The organism is Rhizobium sp. A22-96 (assembly GCF_053521805.1).
Genome location: NZ_JBNWDQ010000011.1, coordinates 65,395 through 83,420 on the forward strand (window position 1 = coordinate 65,395; position 18,026 = coordinate 83,420).

At 61.0% G+C, this 18,026-nt stretch carries 16 protein-coding genes and 1 tRNA gene; 9 read left to right on the forward strand and 8 right to left on the reverse strand.

Translation table 11 applies throughout. The annotated features are described in order from the left end of the window. Nucleotides 1-153: 153 nt before the first annotated feature. Together ACQZ6F_RS32715 and ACQZ6F_RS32720 are read right to left on the reverse strand one after the other, a co-directional pair. Nucleotides 154-229, reverse strand: a tRNA-Ala gene (locus ACQZ6F_RS32715). A gap of 152 nt (nucleotides 230-381) precedes the next feature. Next, nucleotides 382-765: a TIGR02300 family protein gene (locus tag ACQZ6F_RS32720; RefSeq protein ID WP_068395033.1), complete on the reverse strand. Its 384-nt coding sequence runs from the start codon at nucleotides 763-765 to the stop codon at nucleotides 382-384. 362 nt (nucleotides 766-1,127) lie between these two features. Between ACQZ6F_RS32720 and ACQZ6F_RS32725 the strand changes: the two genes are divergently transcribed. From ACQZ6F_RS32725 to rpsA, 3 genes are all read left to right on the forward strand, one after another. Continuing rightward, nucleotides 1,128-1,763, forward strand: coding sequence for an FMN-binding negative transcriptional regulator (locus tag ACQZ6F_RS32725; RefSeq protein ID WP_449096112.1), 636 nt, complete (start codon nucleotides 1,128-1,130; stop codon nucleotides 1,761-1,763). A gap of 31 nt (nucleotides 1,764-1,794) precedes the next feature. Beyond that, nucleotides 1,795-2,427 (forward strand): (d)CMP kinase, encoded by a 633-nt coding sequence (cmk, locus tag ACQZ6F_RS32730; RefSeq protein ID WP_449096113.1) that lies wholly within the window; start codon nucleotides 1,795-1,797, stop codon nucleotides 2,425-2,427. Nucleotides 2,428-2,606: 179 nt separating this feature from the next. Beyond that, entirely contained in the window at nucleotides 2,607-4,310 is a 1,704-nt protein-coding gene (rpsA, locus tag ACQZ6F_RS32735) for a 30S ribosomal protein S1 (RefSeq protein WP_068395003.1), read from the forward strand. 78 nt (nucleotides 4,311-4,388) lie between these two features. Here the strand turns inward: rpsA and ACQZ6F_RS32740 are convergent, their stop codons facing one another. From ACQZ6F_RS32740 to ACQZ6F_RS32750, 3 genes are all read right to left on the reverse strand, one after another. Beyond that, nucleotides 4,389-6,047: a hypothetical protein gene (locus ACQZ6F_RS32740; RefSeq protein ID WP_449096114.1), complete on the reverse strand. Its 1,659-nt coding sequence runs from the start codon at nucleotides 6,045-6,047 to the stop codon at nucleotides 4,389-4,391. A gap of 237 nt (nucleotides 6,048-6,284) precedes the next feature. Further along, nucleotides 6,285-6,911, reverse strand: coding sequence for a ribonuclease D (locus tag ACQZ6F_RS32745; RefSeq protein WP_077472194.1), 627 nt, complete (start codon nucleotides 6,909-6,911; stop codon nucleotides 6,285-6,287). 82 nt (nucleotides 6,912-6,993) lie between these two features. Beyond that, the gene (locus tag ACQZ6F_RS32750; RefSeq protein WP_077472193.1) at nucleotides 6,994-7,812 is read right to left on the reverse strand and encodes a MerR family transcriptional regulator; all 819 of its coding nucleotides are present in this window, start codon (nucleotides 7,810-7,812) and stop codon (nucleotides 6,994-6,996) included. A gap of 236 nt (nucleotides 7,813-8,048) precedes the next feature. On the opposite strand from ACQZ6F_RS32750, the gene ACQZ6F_RS32755 reads away from it, so the two are divergent. After that, nucleotides 8,049-9,320, forward strand: coding sequence for a 4-aminobutyrate--2-oxoglutarate transaminase (locus ACQZ6F_RS32755; protein WP_449096115.1), 1,272 nt, complete (start codon nucleotides 8,049-8,051; stop codon nucleotides 9,318-9,320). 73 nt (nucleotides 9,321-9,393) lie between these two features. After that, nucleotides 9,394-10,875, forward strand: a complete 1,482-nt coding sequence (locus tag ACQZ6F_RS32760) for an NAD-dependent succinate-semialdehyde dehydrogenase (RefSeq protein WP_449096116.1) — start codon at nucleotides 9,394-9,396, stop codon at nucleotides 10,873-10,875. Between the two features lie 73 nt (nucleotides 10,876-10,948). Here the strand turns inward: ACQZ6F_RS32760 and ACQZ6F_RS32765 are convergent, their stop codons facing one another. Further along, nucleotides 10,949-11,722, reverse strand: a complete 774-nt coding sequence (locus tag ACQZ6F_RS32765) for a metallophosphoesterase (protein ID WP_174069567.1) — start codon at nucleotides 11,720-11,722, stop codon at nucleotides 10,949-10,951. A 380-nt stretch (nucleotides 11,723-12,102) separates the two neighbouring features. Between ACQZ6F_RS32765 and copD the strand changes: the two genes are divergently transcribed. Further along, on the forward strand, nucleotides 12,103-12,987 hold the full coding sequence (gene copD / locus ACQZ6F_RS32770; RefSeq protein WP_449096117.1) for a copper homeostasis membrane protein CopD: 885 nt from the start codon (nucleotides 12,103-12,105) through the stop codon (nucleotides 12,985-12,987). A gap of 9 nt (nucleotides 12,988-12,996) precedes the next feature. Here the strand turns inward: copD and ACQZ6F_RS32775 are convergent, their stop codons facing one another. Beyond that, nucleotides 12,997-13,767, reverse strand: coding sequence for a TIM barrel protein (locus ACQZ6F_RS32775; RefSeq protein ID WP_449096118.1), 771 nt, complete (start codon nucleotides 13,765-13,767; stop codon nucleotides 12,997-12,999). Nucleotides 13,768-13,832: 65 nt separating this feature from the next. Continuing rightward, a complete protein-coding gene (locus ACQZ6F_RS32780; RefSeq protein ID WP_077472187.1) occupies nucleotides 13,833-14,783 on the reverse strand; it encodes a helix-turn-helix domain-containing protein in 951 nt (316 codons plus the stop codon). A gap of 86 nt (nucleotides 14,784-14,869) precedes the next feature. On the opposite strand from ACQZ6F_RS32780, the gene ACQZ6F_RS32785 reads away from it, so the two are divergent. The 3 genes from ACQZ6F_RS32785 to ACQZ6F_RS32795 all read left to right on the forward strand — a co-directional run bounded on the left by ACQZ6F_RS32785 (nucleotide 14,870) and on the right by ACQZ6F_RS32795 (nucleotide 18,013). Beyond that, nucleotides 14,870-16,144: an ABC transporter substrate-binding protein gene (locus tag ACQZ6F_RS32785; RefSeq protein ID WP_449096119.1), complete on the forward strand. Its 1,275-nt coding sequence runs from the start codon at nucleotides 14,870-14,872 to the stop codon at nucleotides 16,142-16,144. 175 nt (nucleotides 16,145-16,319) lie between these two features. Next, nucleotides 16,320-17,180: a carbohydrate ABC transporter permease gene (locus ACQZ6F_RS32790; protein ID WP_068395029.1), complete on the forward strand. Its 861-nt coding sequence runs from the start codon at nucleotides 16,320-16,322 to the stop codon at nucleotides 17,178-17,180. Further along, a complete protein-coding gene (locus ACQZ6F_RS32795; protein ID WP_068394983.1) occupies nucleotides 17,177-18,013 on the forward strand; it encodes a carbohydrate ABC transporter permease in 837 nt (278 codons plus the stop codon). Before ACQZ6F_RS32790 ends, ACQZ6F_RS32795 begins: the two co-directional genes overlap by 4 nt. Nucleotides 18,014-18,026 lie beyond the last annotated feature (13 nt).

Consider the following 18,026-nt stretch of genomic DNA (forward strand, 5'->3'; position numbering starts at 1 on the left):
CATCGGCGACGTTTAGCTAGACGATAATCGTAATATTTGGAGAAAGTCCGCTTTCGTTACTGCGTAACTTCAGCGCGACAGCCTTCGCCGTCTTCTCGCCTTCGGATCATCAAGCCTGACGGCTTGCCGAGCCGAAGCTCGCAGAGCGAAGGCTGGTGGAGCTAAGCGGGATCGAACCGCTGACCTCTTGCATGCCATGCAAGCGCTCTCCCAGCTGAGCTATAGCCCCATCAAGGTGGTGCCGTTTGACCGGCCCTGGGTCCCTTCCGAGCGCGTTGCCCGTCGGGGTGGCGGCTTATTACTTGTGGTTTTTACAGATAGCAAGCCGAAAAATTCGGCCCGGAACACTTTTCTTGCTGCCCGGGCCGATTGTCCTTGAGATCAGACGTCGTCGTCGTCGCCGGTGACGCCGATGATGTCGCTCATGTCGTCATCATCTTCATCTTCGTCGGCTTCGAGGAAGGTATCGTCGTCATCGTCATCGATTTCGACTTCGTCGTCACCGATATCCGGAATATCGTCGCCGCCGGCGGCTGCCTCATCGGCATCCTCGAGCGACACCAGTTCGACTTCGGTGTTCTCGGTATCGACTTCAGCCACTTCTTCTTCTTCCGGAACTTCCTTCGCAGCCGAGGTTTCCTCGAAGAAGGACAATGGCCAGGATTTGCCGGTATAGGGCGAGATCACCGGATCCCGGTTCAAGTCGTAGAACTTCTTGCCGTTATCCGGATCGGTACGTTTTGTTCCAAGGTCCGCTTTCGCCACTGTCAAAGCCTCATGAATGGCCGAATGGAAATTCGGCAATGCCGGGGAAGCCGGCGTTTTAAGGGAAATATCAGCCGGTCCCCTTAATCGTTGCGGTCGTTTCTGTCAAAGCTAAACTTCATACCGCTCTGCACACGGTTTTCGCGCATTGCGGCAGAATGGGTCAACCGATGTCTATTGAAGAGCAGTTGCGCCTCCAAAACATCTATCGCAAGGCCACCGCTTTTTCTGTTTTTTTGATATGATGACAAGATTGGGCGCGACGATCGAGGTCGAGGACTGCTAGAGCGCGATCAGGCAACCAGACGGCAGCCTACCTTCATCACGTGCCCCAGGATGGCGACAGCAAACGGACCGGAACCATGTATCAGCCGCCCCAACATCGCGAAGACGATCTCGATACGCAGCACGACCTTATCCGCGCGCACCCGCTCGGATTGCTCGTTACGGCTGGTGATGGCGGCCTGATGGCCAATGCCATCCCGTTTCACCTCAAGACCGGCTCTTCGCCGAAGGGCATGCTGCAGGCGCATGTCGCGCGGGCAAACGGCCAGTGGAAGGAAATCGCAGCCGGCGCACCGGTCCTCGTCGTCTTCCAGGGCGCCGACACCTATATCACGCCGTCCTGGTATGCGACGAAACAGGAAACCGGCAAGGTCGTGCCGACCTGGAACTATGCGATCGTGCAGGTTCGCGGCAGCGCACGGACGATCGACGATCCCACCTGGCTGCGCGCCCAGATCGGCGCATTGACAGGCGAGAACGAAAGCAGCCGCCCGCAGCCCTGGGCGGTCGACGATGCCCCGCCGGAATTCGTTACGGCCCAGCTGAAGGGTATCATCGGCATCGAGATCGACATAGAAACGATTGAAGGCAAATGGAAAGTCAGCCAGAACCGACCGCTTGCCGACCGGCAAGGCGTGGCCGGTGGCCTCGACACGATCGATCGCACCGACGCCGCCGAAATGGCGGATCTGGTGCGTCGCTATAGCAAGTAATATCTGGATTAAGGCTGGGGACAGAAGAAGAATGATCATCGCCATCGATGGGCCTGCGGCGGCGGGCAAGGGAACCTTGGCGCGCCGGATTGCGGAAACCTATGGCTTTCATCATCTCGACACCGGCCTCACCTACCGCGCAACCGCCAAGGCCCTGCTGGATGCAGGCCTGCCGCTTGATGACGAAGCCGTCGCCGAGGCGATGGCGCGCAAGGTCGATCTCGCCGGGCTCGACCGGGCTATACTGTCGAAACACGAGATCGGCGAAGCGGCATCGAAGATCGCCGTCATGCCGGCGGTGCGCCGGGCTCTCGTCGAGGCGCAGCGCCGCTTTTCGCTGAAGGAACCGGGCGCCGTGCTCGATGGGCGCGATATCGGCACCGTCGTCTGCCCGGATGCGCCGGTGAAATTCTATGTCACGGCTTCGGCCGAGGTGCGGGCGAGACGGCGCTACGAAGAGATCGTGGAGGCCGGCGGCAGCGCCGACTATGCAGCCATTTTCGAAGATGTGCAGCGGCGCGACGAGCGCGACATGGGCCGCACGGACAGTCCGCTTCGCCCTGCGCAAGAGGCGTACTTGCTTGATACCTCAGAAATGAGTATAGAAGCGGCGTTTCAGACGGCAAAGTCGATCATCGACGCCGCTCTGAGCCGAAATGCATGACAATATGAGCGGCTTTCGCGCGTTCCTAGCGCCCGAAACCGCCAATCAATAGCCTGACATTCCGTCCATGCGCCGGATAGCTTCCCGAAGGGGAGGCGGACTGGGGTCAGGCCTGTTTAACGCGAACCACCGGCGCGTCAGTGTCCAGATTGCATGATCGGGACACGCCAGGAGATTTTATGTCTGTAACAACCCCCTCTCGCGAAGATTTCGCGGCCCTTCTCGAAGAATCCTTTGCCAAGAACGACCTGGCTGAAGGCTATGTCGCCAAGGGTATCATCACGGCCATCGAGAAGGATGTCGCCGTTGTGGACGTCGGCCTCAAGGTCGAAGGCCGCATCGCGCTGAAGGAATTCGGTGCGCGCGCCAAGGACGGCACGCTCAAGGTCGGCGATGAAGTCGAAGTCTACGTCGAGCGTATCGAAAACGCGCTTGGCGAAGCCGTTCTCTCGCGCGAAAAGGCTCGCCGCGAAGAAAGCTGGATCAAGCTCGAAGTCAAGTTCGAAGCTGGTGAACGCGTCGAAGGCGTCATCTTCAACCAGGTCAAGGGTGGCTTCACCGTCGATCTCGACGGCGCTATCGCCTTCCTGCCGCGCTCGCAGGTCGACATCCGTCCGATCCGCGACGTGACCCCGCTGATGCACAACCCGCAGCCCTTCGAAATCCTCAAGATGGACAAGCGCCGCGGCAACATCGTCGTATCGCGTCGTACGGTTCTCGAAGAGTCCCGTGCCGAGCAGCGCTCTGAAATCGTTCAGAACCTCGAAGAAGGCCAGGTTGTTGACGGCGTCGTCAAGAACATCACCGATTACGGTGCGTTCGTTGACCTCGGCGGCATCGACGGCCTGCTGCACGTCACCGACATGGCATGGCGCCGTGTGAACCATCCGTCGGAAATCCTGTCCATCGGCCAGCAGGTCAAGGTACAGATCATCCGCATCAACCAGGAAACCCACCGTATCTCGCTCGGCATGAAGCAGCTCGAGAGCGATCCGTGGGATGGCATCCAGGCCAAGTATCCGGAAGGCAAGAAGATTTCCGGTACCGTCACGAACATCACCGACTACGGTGCGTTCGTCGAGCTGGAGCCGGGCATCGAAGGCCTGATCCACATCTCGGAAATGTCCTGGACCAAGAAGAACGTTCACCCCGGCAAGATCCTGTCCACTAGCCAGGAAGTCGAAGTGGTCGTTCTCGAAGTCGATCCGACCAAGCGCCGTATCTCGCTTGGCCTGAAGCAGACGCTCGAAAACCCGTGGGCTGCGTTCGCCCGCAACCATCCGGCCGGCACCGAAGTCGAAGGCGAAGTCAAGAACAAGACCGAATTCGGCCTGTTCATCGGCCTCGACGGCGATGTGGACGGCATGGTGCACCTCTCCGACCTCGACTGGAACCGTCCAGGCGAACAGGTCATCGAGGAGTTCAACAAGGGTGATGTCGTCAAGGCTGTCGTTCTCGACGTCGACGTCGACAAGGAACGCATCTCGCTCGGCATCAAGCAGCTCGGCAAGGACGCAGTCGGCGAAGCAGCAGCTTCCGGCGACCTGCGCAAGAATGCAGTCGTTTCCTGCGAAATCATCGCAGTCAACGAAGGCGGCATCGAAGTGAAGCTCGTCAGCCACGAAGACATCACCTCGTTCATCCGCCGCGCCGATCTGTCGCGTGACCGTGACGAACAGCGTCCGGAGCGTTTCTCGGTTGGTCAGGTTGTCGACGCTCGCGTCACCAACTTCTCCAAGAAGGACCGCAAGATCATGCTGTCGATCAAGGCTCTGGAAATCGCAGAAGAGAAGGAAGCTGTTGCTCAGTTCGGTTCGTCCGACTCGGGCGCTTCGCTCGGCGACATCCTGGGTGCGGCTCTGAAGAACCGCAACGCCGAATAATCCTCGGTAGAAGCCTGGAAACAAAAGACCCGCCGGAGCGATCCGGCGGGTTTTTCTTTGGCTGCGATACGATCCCGGCTATTCCCAGGCCACCATGCGCCGATAGAAATCGAAAGCGTGGTCGCGCTGGCGATCGGCGAGCGAAGGTTGCGGCAAGGCAGGCAATTCCGGTGTGACAGTGGCGCCCTGGCGGGAAGCATCGAGGTCTGCTTCCGCATCATCGGGAGTCCCTGCAGCCGTCTGCGGCTGTGTATCCCGCTGCTCTGAATCCGCGTCATCCTGATCTTGCGGCGTTTCGCCGTCGTCGGCACGTTCCCCTTCTTCATCCGCAATGGGGTCCACGCGATCGACCCGTTTCGATTCGCTTGTCTTGGCAGGAGTGGTTGCCGGCAGGTAGTTGGCGACGACGAAGGGAACACCAACCACCGGCACCTGAGCCGGCATCCCCGCCTGCTCCGCCGTATCGTACATGGCCATGCCGGCCGAAGAAGGCGCCGGCGGCTGCGATTTGCCGGCAAGTACCGCAGCGGAAACGGGCACTTCCGGCTCTCCGGCCAAGGAGACCGGTATCGCGCTCGCCGCAACAAGCCGGCTCCTGCCATTGTCATCAACGGAAGGTTGCGGCTGCGATGCCTGCCCTGCCCCGTTGCCCGTCAGCGCCTGCGCTATGGTTTTTTCCACCGAAGCACCGGGATTGCTGATGATCTGCATGAGGTCGGGATTGGTGGCAATCACTGACGGGCTGATGACGACCTGCAGTCCCTGCTTGAGGTCGGCCTGGATCTGCTGGATGTCGCGCGGCGCCTGTGGCGGCGCCAGCGGCGATCTGATCAGTTCGACTTCGGTCGGAAGCTTGGCCTCGGCGACGATCGCTGCCAGCAAAGGTCCCGCGGCCAGATCTTCGACAAGGGAGGCGAGCTGCAAGGGCGAAATCGTGGCGGTACCGGTGTTCGGGCTTGCTGACGTCGCTTGCTGCGGCGGAACGGCTCCATTTTGCGCGGGTGCCTGCAGCAGGACTGTCTGAGCAGCGGTGGGCACCGATTGGGCCACAGTACCCGGCTGAGACGCTTCCTGTGGTGCGGGCGTCGGCAGTGCCGTGGGTTGGGTGGCCGCAGTCGCCAACGGCTCCTCAGACGGGAGCGCCAGGCTTGTCGCCTGGGTGGCCAAGACAGCTGCTTTCTGCAATGCTGCGGCCCCGGGCGCCTGAGTCTGGGCCGGCACCGGCTTTGCCTCGCCGGCATTCTGACCGTAGGAATTGACGACCGCCTTCAGCACCGCATCGGGCTCGGCAGCCGCTGACTGCTCCAGATTGAGAGCCAGTTGCACCGCCTGCGGGCTCTCGGGCTCCTGCAACACCTCGGCCAGCAGCGGCAGCGGCACCCTCGTGCTCAGCTGCGCGTCCAGCTTTTGCTGCACCACGACGAGCTGTTGCGGCGAGAGGCTGCGAATTGCGACAGCGACGCGCTGGGCGAAGGCGGCGTTGCTTTCACCCGGTTCGCGGGAAACGTTGAGCGCCGCGCTGGCGGCATCGATGGCGGAAAGCAGGCTATCGAACATGCGCTCACGCGCTGCGGCCAGCAGCATGTTCAACTTGCCTTCGACGCTGGTATTGACCGCACTCGACAGAACGGCAACCGGCGTTGCTGCCGTCTGTAGCCCGGCGGTCTCTGCCGTCGCGACTACGGGCTTTTCGACGGGCACACCCACAACAGACACGGCACCAACGGGAAGCAACATGACATGCTCCTTTGTCTGGCAAGACGACGATGGAAGCGGGGGCAGGTTCAGTCAGGGTCCGCTCATGCGGCCGGTGGATTTTCGATTGCCCGATGACCGAGATGGCAAGCGCTGATGCGCCGGGCTGGAAATCAGCTGCAAAATAGCAGCCTATTCCTTAAAAGATCACTAAATTAAGGAGGACGATGCCACTTTTGCGGCACCGACCCGATGAATTTCACCCGCAGGGCGAAGCTCTCAGCTATGGGCGAAAATATCCGCCTCCTCCCAGCCGAGAAGGTCGAGCTTGGCGCGAGTCGGAAGGAAGGCGAAGCAATCATCCGCATAATCCATGCGGCCGTCGCGCAGCAGGCGCTGCGTCAGCTTCTCCCGCAACGCATGGAGATAGAGCACGTCCGAGGCGGCATATTCGAGCTGCGCCGGCGACAGCTTTTCCGCCGCCCAGTCCGACGACTGCTGCGCCTTGGAAATATCGACGTCGAGCATTTCCTTGAGATTGTCCTTCAGACCGTGGCGGTCGGTATAGGTGCGGCAAAGGCGCGAGGCGATCTTGGTGCAGAATACCGGCGTGGTGGTGACGCCGAAGGTGTGAAACAGGACAGCGATGTCGAAGCGGCCATAGTGAAAGATCTTCTGGCGGGCCGGATCGGCAAGCATGGCAACGAGATTGGGAGCCTGCTTCTGGCCGGCGGCAATGCGGATGACGTCAGCCGTGCCGTCACCCGGCGAAAGCTGCACGAGGCAAAGCCGGTCACGCCGCGGAACGAGGCCAAGCGTTTCCGTATCGATGGCTATGGCGCCGGTATAGCGGGCGGCATCGGCGACGGAAATATCGCCTTCGTGGTAACGGATGGTGGCAGCCATGGGATTCTCCGGGCTCTGTCGTCTGAATTCGATTTTCGTCAGTTCTATAGAAAAGACAGGGGGATGACGATACCGCCGCCGTTCAAAATGTCGGCGGCGTATTGATCCAGAGCAATATGGTTTCGCCGTCATGATGATTGCGCCAGGAGTGATAGCGGCGGCTTTCGAAGTAAAGCGAATCGCCCGGCAGGAGATCAAAGAACTGGTCGCTGTCGAGCACCAGCTCCAGACGGCCGGCGAGGACGTGGATGAACTCCTCGCCGTCATGGCGATAGGCGCCCTCGCTGGTCGCACCCGGCGCCAGCACGAAGCGATGGCAGTCCATCATCGTCCTTCCCTCGGCGAGCAACTGCACGGTGACGCCCGGCGTCGTTGCCGGCCAGGCCCGCCATTCGCCCGACCGGATCAGGGACGGAACATCCTCGCGCTCCTCGCCCGACAGACGCGAGACGGTCGTGCCGTAGTAATCCGCGAGATCATGGAGGGTCTTGAAGCTGACGCCCTGCGAGGTCCGCTCCAGCGTCGATAGCGTCGATGAGGTCATGCCCATGTCGGCGGCAACCTGATCCAGCGTCCGGCCGGCGGCATGGCGAAGCGCCCGCAGCTTGCGGCCAATGCCGGAGGGCGCCACCTGCTCGCCATTGTCGGCGCCGGGTGCCGCGGCATCCTCGGTTTCCAGTGCCTCGCGGATAGCTGCCGGGTTGAGGCCGCGCTCGGCACGGAACCAGGAAATGCGCTTCAGCCGCGCCACATCCTCGGCGCTGTACTGGCGATGCCCGGTTTCGGAACGAAAGGGCACGACCAGACCCTGGCTTTCCCATAGACGCAGCGTGGAGGCCGACACGCCGGCAAGACGCGCCGCTTCCGCCACTTTGTAGCGCACGGGCTCGATGCTGCTCATTTGCCAATAATCCCTGATACCAAGTCTTTTGCTCTGCTTAGCATGGATGAAGCGCCCGCTACAGCATCCTTAGCGGGCCTTTAAAGACCTGCTGCGCTGGAGTTGAGCCCTCGGCCTATTCTTGTCACCGCCACAAAATCCCACTTGAAATCTTGCAGGAAAAATGTAGGAATTTTCTACAGAACTTGCAGAAGTTCTGCAAGCTAATTTAAACCACCCTCCCTGGAGCCATAGCGATGACCCTGACTGATCGGAAGAACGCCGCCATTTCCCGCGGCGTCGGCATGACGACGCAAATCTACGCCGACCGCGCCGAAAACGCCGAGATCTGGGACAAGGAAGGCAACCGCTACATCGATTTCGCCTCCGGCATCGCCGTGGTGAATACGGGCCATCGCCATCCCCGCGTCATCGCCGCCGTCAAGGAGCAGCTCGACCGCTTCACCCACACCTGCCATCAGGTCGTGCCCTATGAGAGCTATGTGCATCTGGCCGAACGGCTGAACGCGATCGTTCCCGGTGATTTCGCCAAGAAGACGATCTTCGTGACGACGGGTGCCGAAGCGGTCGAAAATGCCGTCAAGATCGCCCGCGCTGCCACCGGCCGCTCCGCCATCATCGCCTTTGGCGGCGGCTTCCATGGCCGCACCTTCATGGGCATGGCGTTGACCGGCAAGGTCGCGCCTTACAAGATCGGCTTCGGCCCGATGCCGGGCGATGTCTTCCATGCGCCCTTCCCGGTGCCGCTGTATGGCGTCACCGTCGAACAATCGCTGGCAACGCTGAAGAAGCTGTTTGCCGCCGATGTCGATCCGCAGCGCGTTGCCGCCATCATCCTCGAACCCGTGCAGGGCGAAGGCGGCTTCTATCCGGCGCCCACAGCCTTCATGAAGGCGCTGCGCGAGATCTGCGACCAGCACGGCATTCTGCTGATCGCCGACGAGGTGCAGACCGGCTTTGCCCGCACCGGCAAGATGTTCGCGATGGATCATCATGAAGTGGCAGCCGATCTCGTCACCATGGCAAAGAGCCTTGCCGGCGGTTTCCCGCTCGCCGCCGTCACCGGCCGCGCCGAAATCATGGATGCGCCGGGACCGGGTGGCCTTGGCGGCACCTATGGTGGTAATCCGCTTGGCATTGCAGCCGCACATGCCGTCCTCGACGTCATTGCCGACGAGGGCCTATGCGATCGCGCCAATCAGCTCGGATCGCGCCTGAAGCAGCGGCTGGAATCGCTGCGCGACAAGGTGCCTGAGATCGTCGACATTCGCGGTCCCGGCTTCATGAACGCCGTGGAGTTCAACGATGTGACAACGAAGCTGCCGAGTGCCGATTTCGCCAACAAGGTGCGGCTGATCGCCCTCGACAAGGGGCTGATCCTGCTGACCTGCGGCGTCCACGGCAATGTCATCCGTTTCCTGTCGCCGATCACCATTCAGGATGGCGTGTTCAGCGAGGCGCTCGACATTCTCGAAGCCTCGATGATCGAGGCGAGTGCCTCACACTAACGGCTGTCCTTCCCCGTTTCCTCTACGATCGCCCGTGCGGCCTGCCGGGCGAGAACCTGTCGGAGTGCATATAATGTCCTTTACAACAGCAATGACCAAGCATGTCCCCTTCTCCTCGCGCTTCCTGCGCGCCGCCGGCTATATCAACGGCGTCTGGACGGCGGGTGGGGCAACGAAGACATTCGACGTCACCAATCCCGCTACCGGCGAAGTACTTGCCTCGCTCCCCGACATGGGTGCCGCCGAGACCACCGCGGCAATCGATGCTGCCTATATAGCCCAGGTCGCCTGGGCCGCCCGCCCGGCCAAGGAACGCGCCGTCATCCTGCGCAAATGGTTCGATCTCATGGTCGCCAATGCCGATGAGCTCGGAGCAATCCTGACGGCCGAAATGGGCAAGCCGCTGCCGGAAGCCAGGGGCGAGATCCTCTACGCCGCGTCCTATGTCGAATGGTATGCGGAAGAGGCCAAGCGCATCTATGGCGAGACCATTCCCGCGCCATCCAACGACAAGCGCATGGTCGTCATCAAGCAGCCGGTCGGCGTCGTCGGCACGATCACGCCGTGGAATTTTCCGGCGGCCATGATCGCCCGCAAGATCGCGCCGGCCCTTGCCGTCGGCTGCACGGTTGTCTCCAAGCCTGCCGAGCAGACGCCGCTGACGGCGATCGCACTTGCGGTTCTTGCCGAAGAGGCCGGCGTTCCCGCAGGCGTACTCAACATCATCGTCGGCATCGATGGTCCGGCGATCGGACGTGAACTCTGCGGCAATCCGAAGGTGCGCAAGATCAGCTTCACCGGTTCCACGGAAGTCGGCCGCATCCTGATGCGCCAGTGCTCGGACCAGATCAAGAAGGTCAGCCTCGAGCTCGGCGGCAACGCACCCTTCATCGTCTTCGACGATGCCGATCTCGATGCCGCCGTCGAAGGTGCGATGGCTTCGAAGTACCGCAATGCCGGCCAGACCTGCGTCTGCGCCAACCGCATCTATGTGCAGTCCAACGTTTATGATGCCTTTGCCGCCAAGCTCGCTGCCAAGGTTGCCGAACTCTCTGTCGGCGACGGCTTCAAGCCGGGGGTATCAGTCGGGCCGCTGATCGACGAACAGGGCGTTGGCAAAGCCGAAGACCACGTTCGGGACGCAGTCTCGAAGGGTGCCCGCATCGTGGCGGGCGGCAAGCGCATCGAAGGCGCCGGCACCTTCTTCGCACCGACCATTCTGACCGGTGTCGACAGGACCATGAAGGTCGCCCGCGAAGAGACCTTCGGCCCGGTGGCGCCGCTCTTCCGTTTCGAGACGGTCGAAGACGTCGTTCAGCAGGCGAACGACACCGAATTCGGTCTTGCCGCCTATTTCTTCGCCGGCGACCTAAAGAAGGTCTGGCGCGTGGCGGAAGCGCTGGAATACGGCATGGTCGGCATCAACACCGGCCTGATGTCATCGGAGACTGCGCCGTTCGGCGGCATCAAGCAATCCGGCCTCGGCCGCGAAGGCTCGCGGCACGGCGCCGATGACTATCTGGAAATGAAGTACCTCTGCATCGGCAATCTCTAGGGCGCTTTGTTTTTACGCATTCCTGACGGAAAACCGCTGCGCAGTTTTCCTGGAAATGCTCTAAGCCGGCAAATCAAGTCGACGTAATGCTGATGCGGCCCTGCCATAGCCGGGCCGCAGTCAACCGGCCGGTGCGGTAGGCCCCGGTGTCGAGATTGAGCCGGAGCCCGCTGGCTTCGGCCTTACTGATCGGTGTGTGACCATGCACGATCAGCTTCGGCAGCGGCTGCGCGCTGTCGTAGAAATGCGAGCGGATGAAGACGAGATCGTGATCCTGCTGATCGGCAAGCGACCTGTCAGGGTCGATGCCGGCGTGGACGAACAGGGCCTGCGGCGTATCCAGCATGATCGGCAAGCGCCGCAGGAAATTGATGTGATCGTCGGGAAGCCAGGTTCGCAGGAAGATATCGAGCTTTTTCTGGCTGGGATATTGCTCCCGCAGTGCTAGGATATCCGCGCCATAGGAGGCAAGAGTGGCATCGCCTCCGAGCCCTACCCAATCATCCAGCGATATCTCGCCATCGATATAGGCGAGCATTTCCATTTCGTGATTGCCGGTCAGGCAGATGCGATCGAAGCCTTTCGGCGGTGGTGCCATCAGCCGGCCGATGACCTGTGCCGAGGCCGGGCCGCGATCGATGTAATCCCCCAGCATGATGATGAGCTTTTGGCCGGGCAGGCCCGCGGCATCGGCAACGATCTTGCGCTCGAGCGCGCTCAGCAGATCGTAGCGACCATGCACATCGCCGATGACATAGGTGGGCATATCAAGATTATCGAGCCACTCGCGACGCCGGCGATGGCCGAAACCATGAGCCATTTTTTCGCGGATCCTAGCTGCCGACATGAAACTCCCTTTCGAGCGTACACCCCGGAACGCCTTAACAAACTCTGCAAAAAGGACTCAAAAGCGACGATTCTGTGCCGAAAGGCAGGAATCCGCGCTGCTGAGCGATATCGTGGCCGACCGAAGCCTGCGATACCGGATTGCCTTGCGGCAAAGCGTCCCGAACGGCGCCTTTATGCATGGAGAAAGTTGACAGGGCGTATCCGCAATCCTATCGCGCTTGACAACATGACGGAAGAATCTTCCATCATCCCGATCATGGCAGGCTGGCTTTCCAGCGCCCTCGACGCGGTGTCCCTACGATTGCCCAGCAAAAGCCGACCCAGCATCAACCCGGAACGTCACTCCGATGGCGCTTGTAACTTTATCGTGAAGCCTTGATGGATCCGACGACAGCGCTCGAACTCTGCCGCTTTCTTCATGATGCATCGCTGATGCTTCTCTGGGGTGCGTGCGCCTATCTTTCCTTTCTGGTGCCGAGGGAGCTTGCAAACACCGTCTGGCGCATGTCCGCAATCCCATTTTTCCTCATCGCGGTGGTCGCGGCCCTGACGATGCTGATATCCCTGCCCGCGGCAACGGCCATCATCGGCAACGGCTGGAGCGACGCGGCCGATCTCGGCACTCTGCATGATGTCCTGTTCGATACGACAGTCGGGCAAGCCTGGCAGGCACAGGCGGCCGCAGCCGTCTTGATGATCGGCGCCTTCCTGCTGCCGGAAGGCCGGCGCCGGCTTGGGCTTGCCTTGGCCTCCGGACTCGGGCTCGCCGCCCTCTCGCTCACCGGCCATGCCTCGATGCTGGATGGCTGGCTACGCCAGGCGCACCGTGCCAACGATGTCCTTCATCTGCTGACTGGCGGCGGCTGGCTCGGGGCGCTCGTGCCGCTGATCCCCATTCTCCGGCTATTGAGCCGGCCGGAATGCCGGGCGGAGGCGCAACTGGCCCTGCGCCGCTTCTCGACTGTGGGGCACTGGGCGGTGGCGCTCGTCATCCTCTCCGGCATCGTCAACACCATGTTGATCCTCAAACGCCTGCCGACGGACTGGTCCTCGCCCTACCAGACGCTGCTTGCCATCAAGATAGCGCTGGTCGCGGGCATGTCGTTGCTGGCGATCGTCAATCGCTATGTTTTCGTTCCCTGGATGAGTCGCAACCCGAGCCGCGCCTTGCAGGCGCTTCGCATCGGAAGCATCGCCGAAATCATCATCGGTTTCGTCGTCATCGGGCTGGTTGCTGTCTTCGGCATGATGGAGCCGGTCTAGACGGCTGCTTCAGCCGCCCAACGACTTCACCACGGCGCGAACGGCTTCGGCGTCGTCTGCCTTCGGCCTGTATTCCAACCCCACCCTGCCGTCATAGCCCTGGGCAAACAGCCAGTTCAGCCGCTCGGCCAGATCGATGTGTCCGGTGCCGGGATCGCCACGGCCCGGGTGATCGGCGACATGGACATGCACGACGCGGTCGATACGGCCGCCGATGACATCTTCGGTCTTCTCGCCCATGACGGCCGAATGATAGACGTCATAGACGATGCCGATTTCCGCACGGCCGACCGCGTCGACAATATCGAGGCCTTCCTCGGTCGAGGACAGATAATAGCCGACATGGTCGATCTTTGTGTTCAGAGGCTCCAGTCCGAGCCGAACACCCGAACCCTTGAGGATATCCGCACCCGCGCTGAGGGCCGCCACAAGAGCCACGCGCTGCTCGGCGCGTGAAAACTCCGGTAGATCGTCACCCGCCTGCGCGATGAGAACCTTCGCGCCGAGGCGCTGCGCGACAGCAATCGACTCCCGCAGGCCCTTGAGCCAGGCCTCCTTGTTTGCCGGATTCGTTAGCGCGATCATCGGCTCGGCCACCATGCCTGAGACCGCGATGCCGGTCTCGGCGACCGCGGCGGCGATCGCATCGAGATCCTTGTTCGTCCAGTGCCAGAATTCGACCGCATCCAACCCTGCCTGATGTGCCAGACGAATACGGTCGGCAAAGGCATCGCCGTCGCGCGCGAACAACCACTCGATACAAGCCGAAAACTGCCGCATGAGATTCTCCCCTTCCTCAACCGGCCAAGAGCAATGCGCGAGATCGACCGCGACCGCAAGGGGAACTAGCGATGGAACTGCGGCGATGGCCGATGCATCGGAAGCTTGATGGCTTCGACATTCATCGCGGAGAGAACGCGCATGTCGCGGCGGAAATCCGAAGGCGTCATGCCGGCAATGTGGCGGAAGGATTTGTTGAAGGCGCTGATCGAGCCGAAGCCGCTATCCATGGCGACCTGCAGCACATTGGCGCCATCGCGCATCAGCATCGCCTGGGCGCGCGAAAGGCGCAGCAGGTTCACATATTTGGCCAGCGTCATGCCGGTCGATTTCTTGAAGAGATTCATTGCGTATTTCGGATGGAGATGCGCCGCCTTGGCGATATCGACCGTATCGATGTCATGCAGAAAATTCTCGGCGATGAAATCGCACATTCTCGCCAGGCTGCGCGAGGATTGCGGATGGGCTTGTTCGTTTGCCGGGTTTTGCTGCTTCTCCGGCACCATGCGGTAGGGTTCGAAGGCGATGCGCTCTAGACGCAGGAGAAGTTCTGCCACCGCATGTTCCGCCTTGGCGCCGTCTTCGGACATGACGTAACGATGCCAGCGCGCGAAATTCTCGTCATCCGCGGCATCGGTCGCCGAGCTGATCAGGGTCTGCCCGCGAATGAGGCGGCCCGAGATGTCGAGCGGCAGGCGCAGGCGGAAAAAATGCACCAGCGGCAGATGCGCGCCCGCATAGATCGCATCCTCCGACAGATCGTCCAACAGATGCGGCTGACCGCCCCAGAAAAGACAGATCTCGCCCGCTCTCAAAGTAAGCTCGTGATCGCCTATGCGGTAGTGCACGGTTCCGCGCACGATGTAATTCACTTCCACCTGCGCGTGCCAATGCGGTTTTGCCATCGGCAACGGGTGGTTATGGAACATCTGCAGGACATTTGGCAGCCCTTCGACGCTGCTTGCACCCGGCTGATAAACCGCCCGTTGACCCACCTTACTTTTCGCCAAGTCGATGTTCCCTTTTTAGGAGACAGAAGCGTGCCGACAGATAGTTTAAACGCGTTCGCTTGCGGACAGCAATTGAAAAGGGAGGATTTTCAATGCGTTTAAAACTTGCTGGGGCGACGGCGCTTGCCGCCTTGCTCGCTTCCGGTTCTGCCTTTGCAGAGCAAACCACCATCACAGTCTGGAGCTGGAACATCGCCGCGTCGGCGCTGAAATCCACGGTCGAAGGGTTCAATAAGAAATATCCCGATATCAAGGTCGATGTTCAGGACATCGGCAACCCGCAGGTCTTCGACAAGATGCTGGCCGCTTGCGCTGCCGGCGGCGACGGCCTGCCCGACGTCATGTCGATCGAAAACCACAAAGCTTCGATCTTCTGGAACCGCTTTCCGGACTGCCTGACCGATCTGACAAAGCTCGGCTACAATGACGAACTCAAGAAGCAGTTCCCGGATTTCAAGCGCGCCGAACTTGAAGTCGGTGATGCCGCCTATGCGATGCCTTGGGATTCCGGCCCCGTCACCATGTTCTATCGCCGTGATCTCTATGAAAAGGCAGGCGTCGATCCGGCAACGATCAAGACATGGGACGATTTCATCGCCGCCGGCAAGAAGATCTCCGCCGCCAATCCCGGTGTCGTCATGACGCAGGCCGATCTCAACGGCGATAGCGAATGGTTCCGCATGCTCGCCAACGAACAGGGCTGCGGCTATTTTTCGAGTGACAGCCAGAGCATCACCGTCAACCAGCCCGGCTGCGTCAAAGCGCTGGACAAGGTGAAGGAAATCAAGGACGCGGGCCTGATGACCGCGGCGAACTGGAACGAGAAAATTCAGGCGAACACTGCAAGCAAGGTGGCATCGCAGCTCTATGGCGGCTGGTACGAAGGCACCGTTCGTTCCACCTCGCCGGATCTTGCCGGCAAATGGGGCGTCTATCCGATGCCGAGCATGACGGCCGACGGCCCGCATGCTGCCAATCTCGGTGGTTCGTCGCTCGCAATCGCCAGCAGCTCGAAGCACAAGGAAGCCGCCTGGAAATTCCTCGACTACACGCTTGGCACCAATGAGGGCCAGGTGACCATGCTGAAATCCTTCGGCCTCGTGCCGTCGCTGCTGTCGGCGGTGAAGGATCCCTTCGTCAACGAACCGCAGCCCTACTGGGGTGGCCAAAAGGTCTGGGCCGATATTCTCGCCACGCTGCCGAGAATCCACCCGAGCCCCGGCACCCAGTATTTCAGTGACGCCGATGAAGTTATAAAGGCCGTCCAGACGAAATACCTTGCCGGCGGCTATCCGGACGGCAAGGCGGCGCTCGACGACGCGGCCCAGCAGATCGCCTCGGCGACAGGCCTGCCGCTCGCGAAATGAGTGACACTGCCGGGCGCGCATCCCAAGCCGCGCCCGGCATCCCCGCCGCCCTAGAATCAAAGAAACAGAGCGTGATGTCGTCCGAAAACCGCCTACACTTTTCGGCGTCACGCTCTGGGGCGGCGCGGATGCGATGTCACGCGTCATTTCACTGCGCTTAAAGGAGGAGGCTTTCATGCGGTTGCGAAACCGGAGCGCCTATGCGTTCCTTGCACCCTATCTTCTGGTGTTCGCCGCTTTCTGGGTTTGGCCGATCATCGATTCGTTCCTGATTTCGTTCCAGAACACCCGGGTTAATCCGTGGGTCTACAATCTGTCGCTCAATTGGGGGCGCCTGTTCGGCGACCCGGCCTTCTACAACGCACTTCAAAACACGCTGATCATCCTGATCGTTCAGGTTCCCGTCATGATCACGCTTGCCACGGTCATGGCGGTGCTGCTGAATTCACCACTGCTCAAGGCGCGTGGCGTTTTCCGCTTCGCTTTCTTCGCACCCGTCGTGGTCGGCGAAGTTGCCTATGCAGCCGTCTTCCGCCTGATGTTCAACGTCGATTTCGGCATCGTCAACAAGCTGCTCGGCGGTGTCGGCATTTCGCCGGTATCGTGGTTTGCCGACTCCCATGCGGCCATGGTCCTCATCATCATCGCCGTCACCTGGCGCTGGGCCGGATACAACGCCATCATCATCCTGTCCGGGCTGCAATCGATCCCCGAGGATGTCTATGAGGCCGCAACGCTCGACCGTGTCAGCCGCTTCCAGCAGTTCATCCACATCACCCTGCCGCTCCTGAAGCCGATCATTCTCTTCTGCGTCGTCCTGTCCGTTATCGGCACCATGCAGCTCTTCACCGAACCATATCTGATCACCAACAGGGGTGGTCCCGGCGGCGGGACGGAAACGCTCGGCCTGTTGCTCTATCGCCAGGCCTTCCAGTCGACCAACTTCGGCTACGCCTCGGCGGTTGCCTACACGATGGCGGCGCTCGCCGTGGTCATCTCTCTTCTCAATCTCTGGGTGGGGCGCGAAGCGAAATGAAATCAAAGTCCAAATCCAATCTGATCCGCTCCCTCGCCCTGCACGGCCTGCTGGCACCGCTCGCCATCATCTGGCTGTTTCCGCTGTGGATGATGTTCGTCTTCTCGACCATGCCTGATTACGGCATTTTCAGCCCCGGCATCATCCTGACACCGTCGACAGGGTTCATGGACAACTTCCGCAACCTGCAGGCCGACACCAACTTCATCGGCGCCATGACGATCTCCATCGTCGTTGCCATCGTCTATACGGTCCTGTCGGTCATGCTGACCTCGATGGCGGGATGGGCGCTCGCGCGCTATCGTTTCCTCGGCCAATCCGTTGTCGTGGGCATCATCCTCGGGACGATCACGCTACCCTACTCCGTCGTCATCATCCCGCAATTCATCATGGTGGCGCGCGATTTCGGGCTTGCGAACACATGGGTGGCACTGATCGTACCTCCGCTCTTCAATTCGCTCGGCGTGCTGTTCATGCGCCAGGCCTTCTCGATGATGCCGGGCGAGCTGTTTGATGCGGCGCGCGTCGAGGGCGTCAAGGAATGGCAGATCTTCCTGCGCATCGCCCTGCCACTCGCAAGGCCGACGATGGCGGCACTCGCCATCATCCTGTTCCTGGCCTCCTGGAACAACTACCTCTGGCCGCTGCTCATCAATTCCCGGCCGGGAATGATGACCGCGCCCGTGGCGCTCGGAACGCTTATCGGCCTCACCAGGGTCTCCTGGGGCGGCATCATGGCCGGCGCGGTGATGTTGACGGCGCCGATCCTCATCATCTTCGTTCTCCTGCAGCGCCACTTCATCGCCGGCATCGCCGCCGGCGCAATCAAATAATTCCGGGAGACCC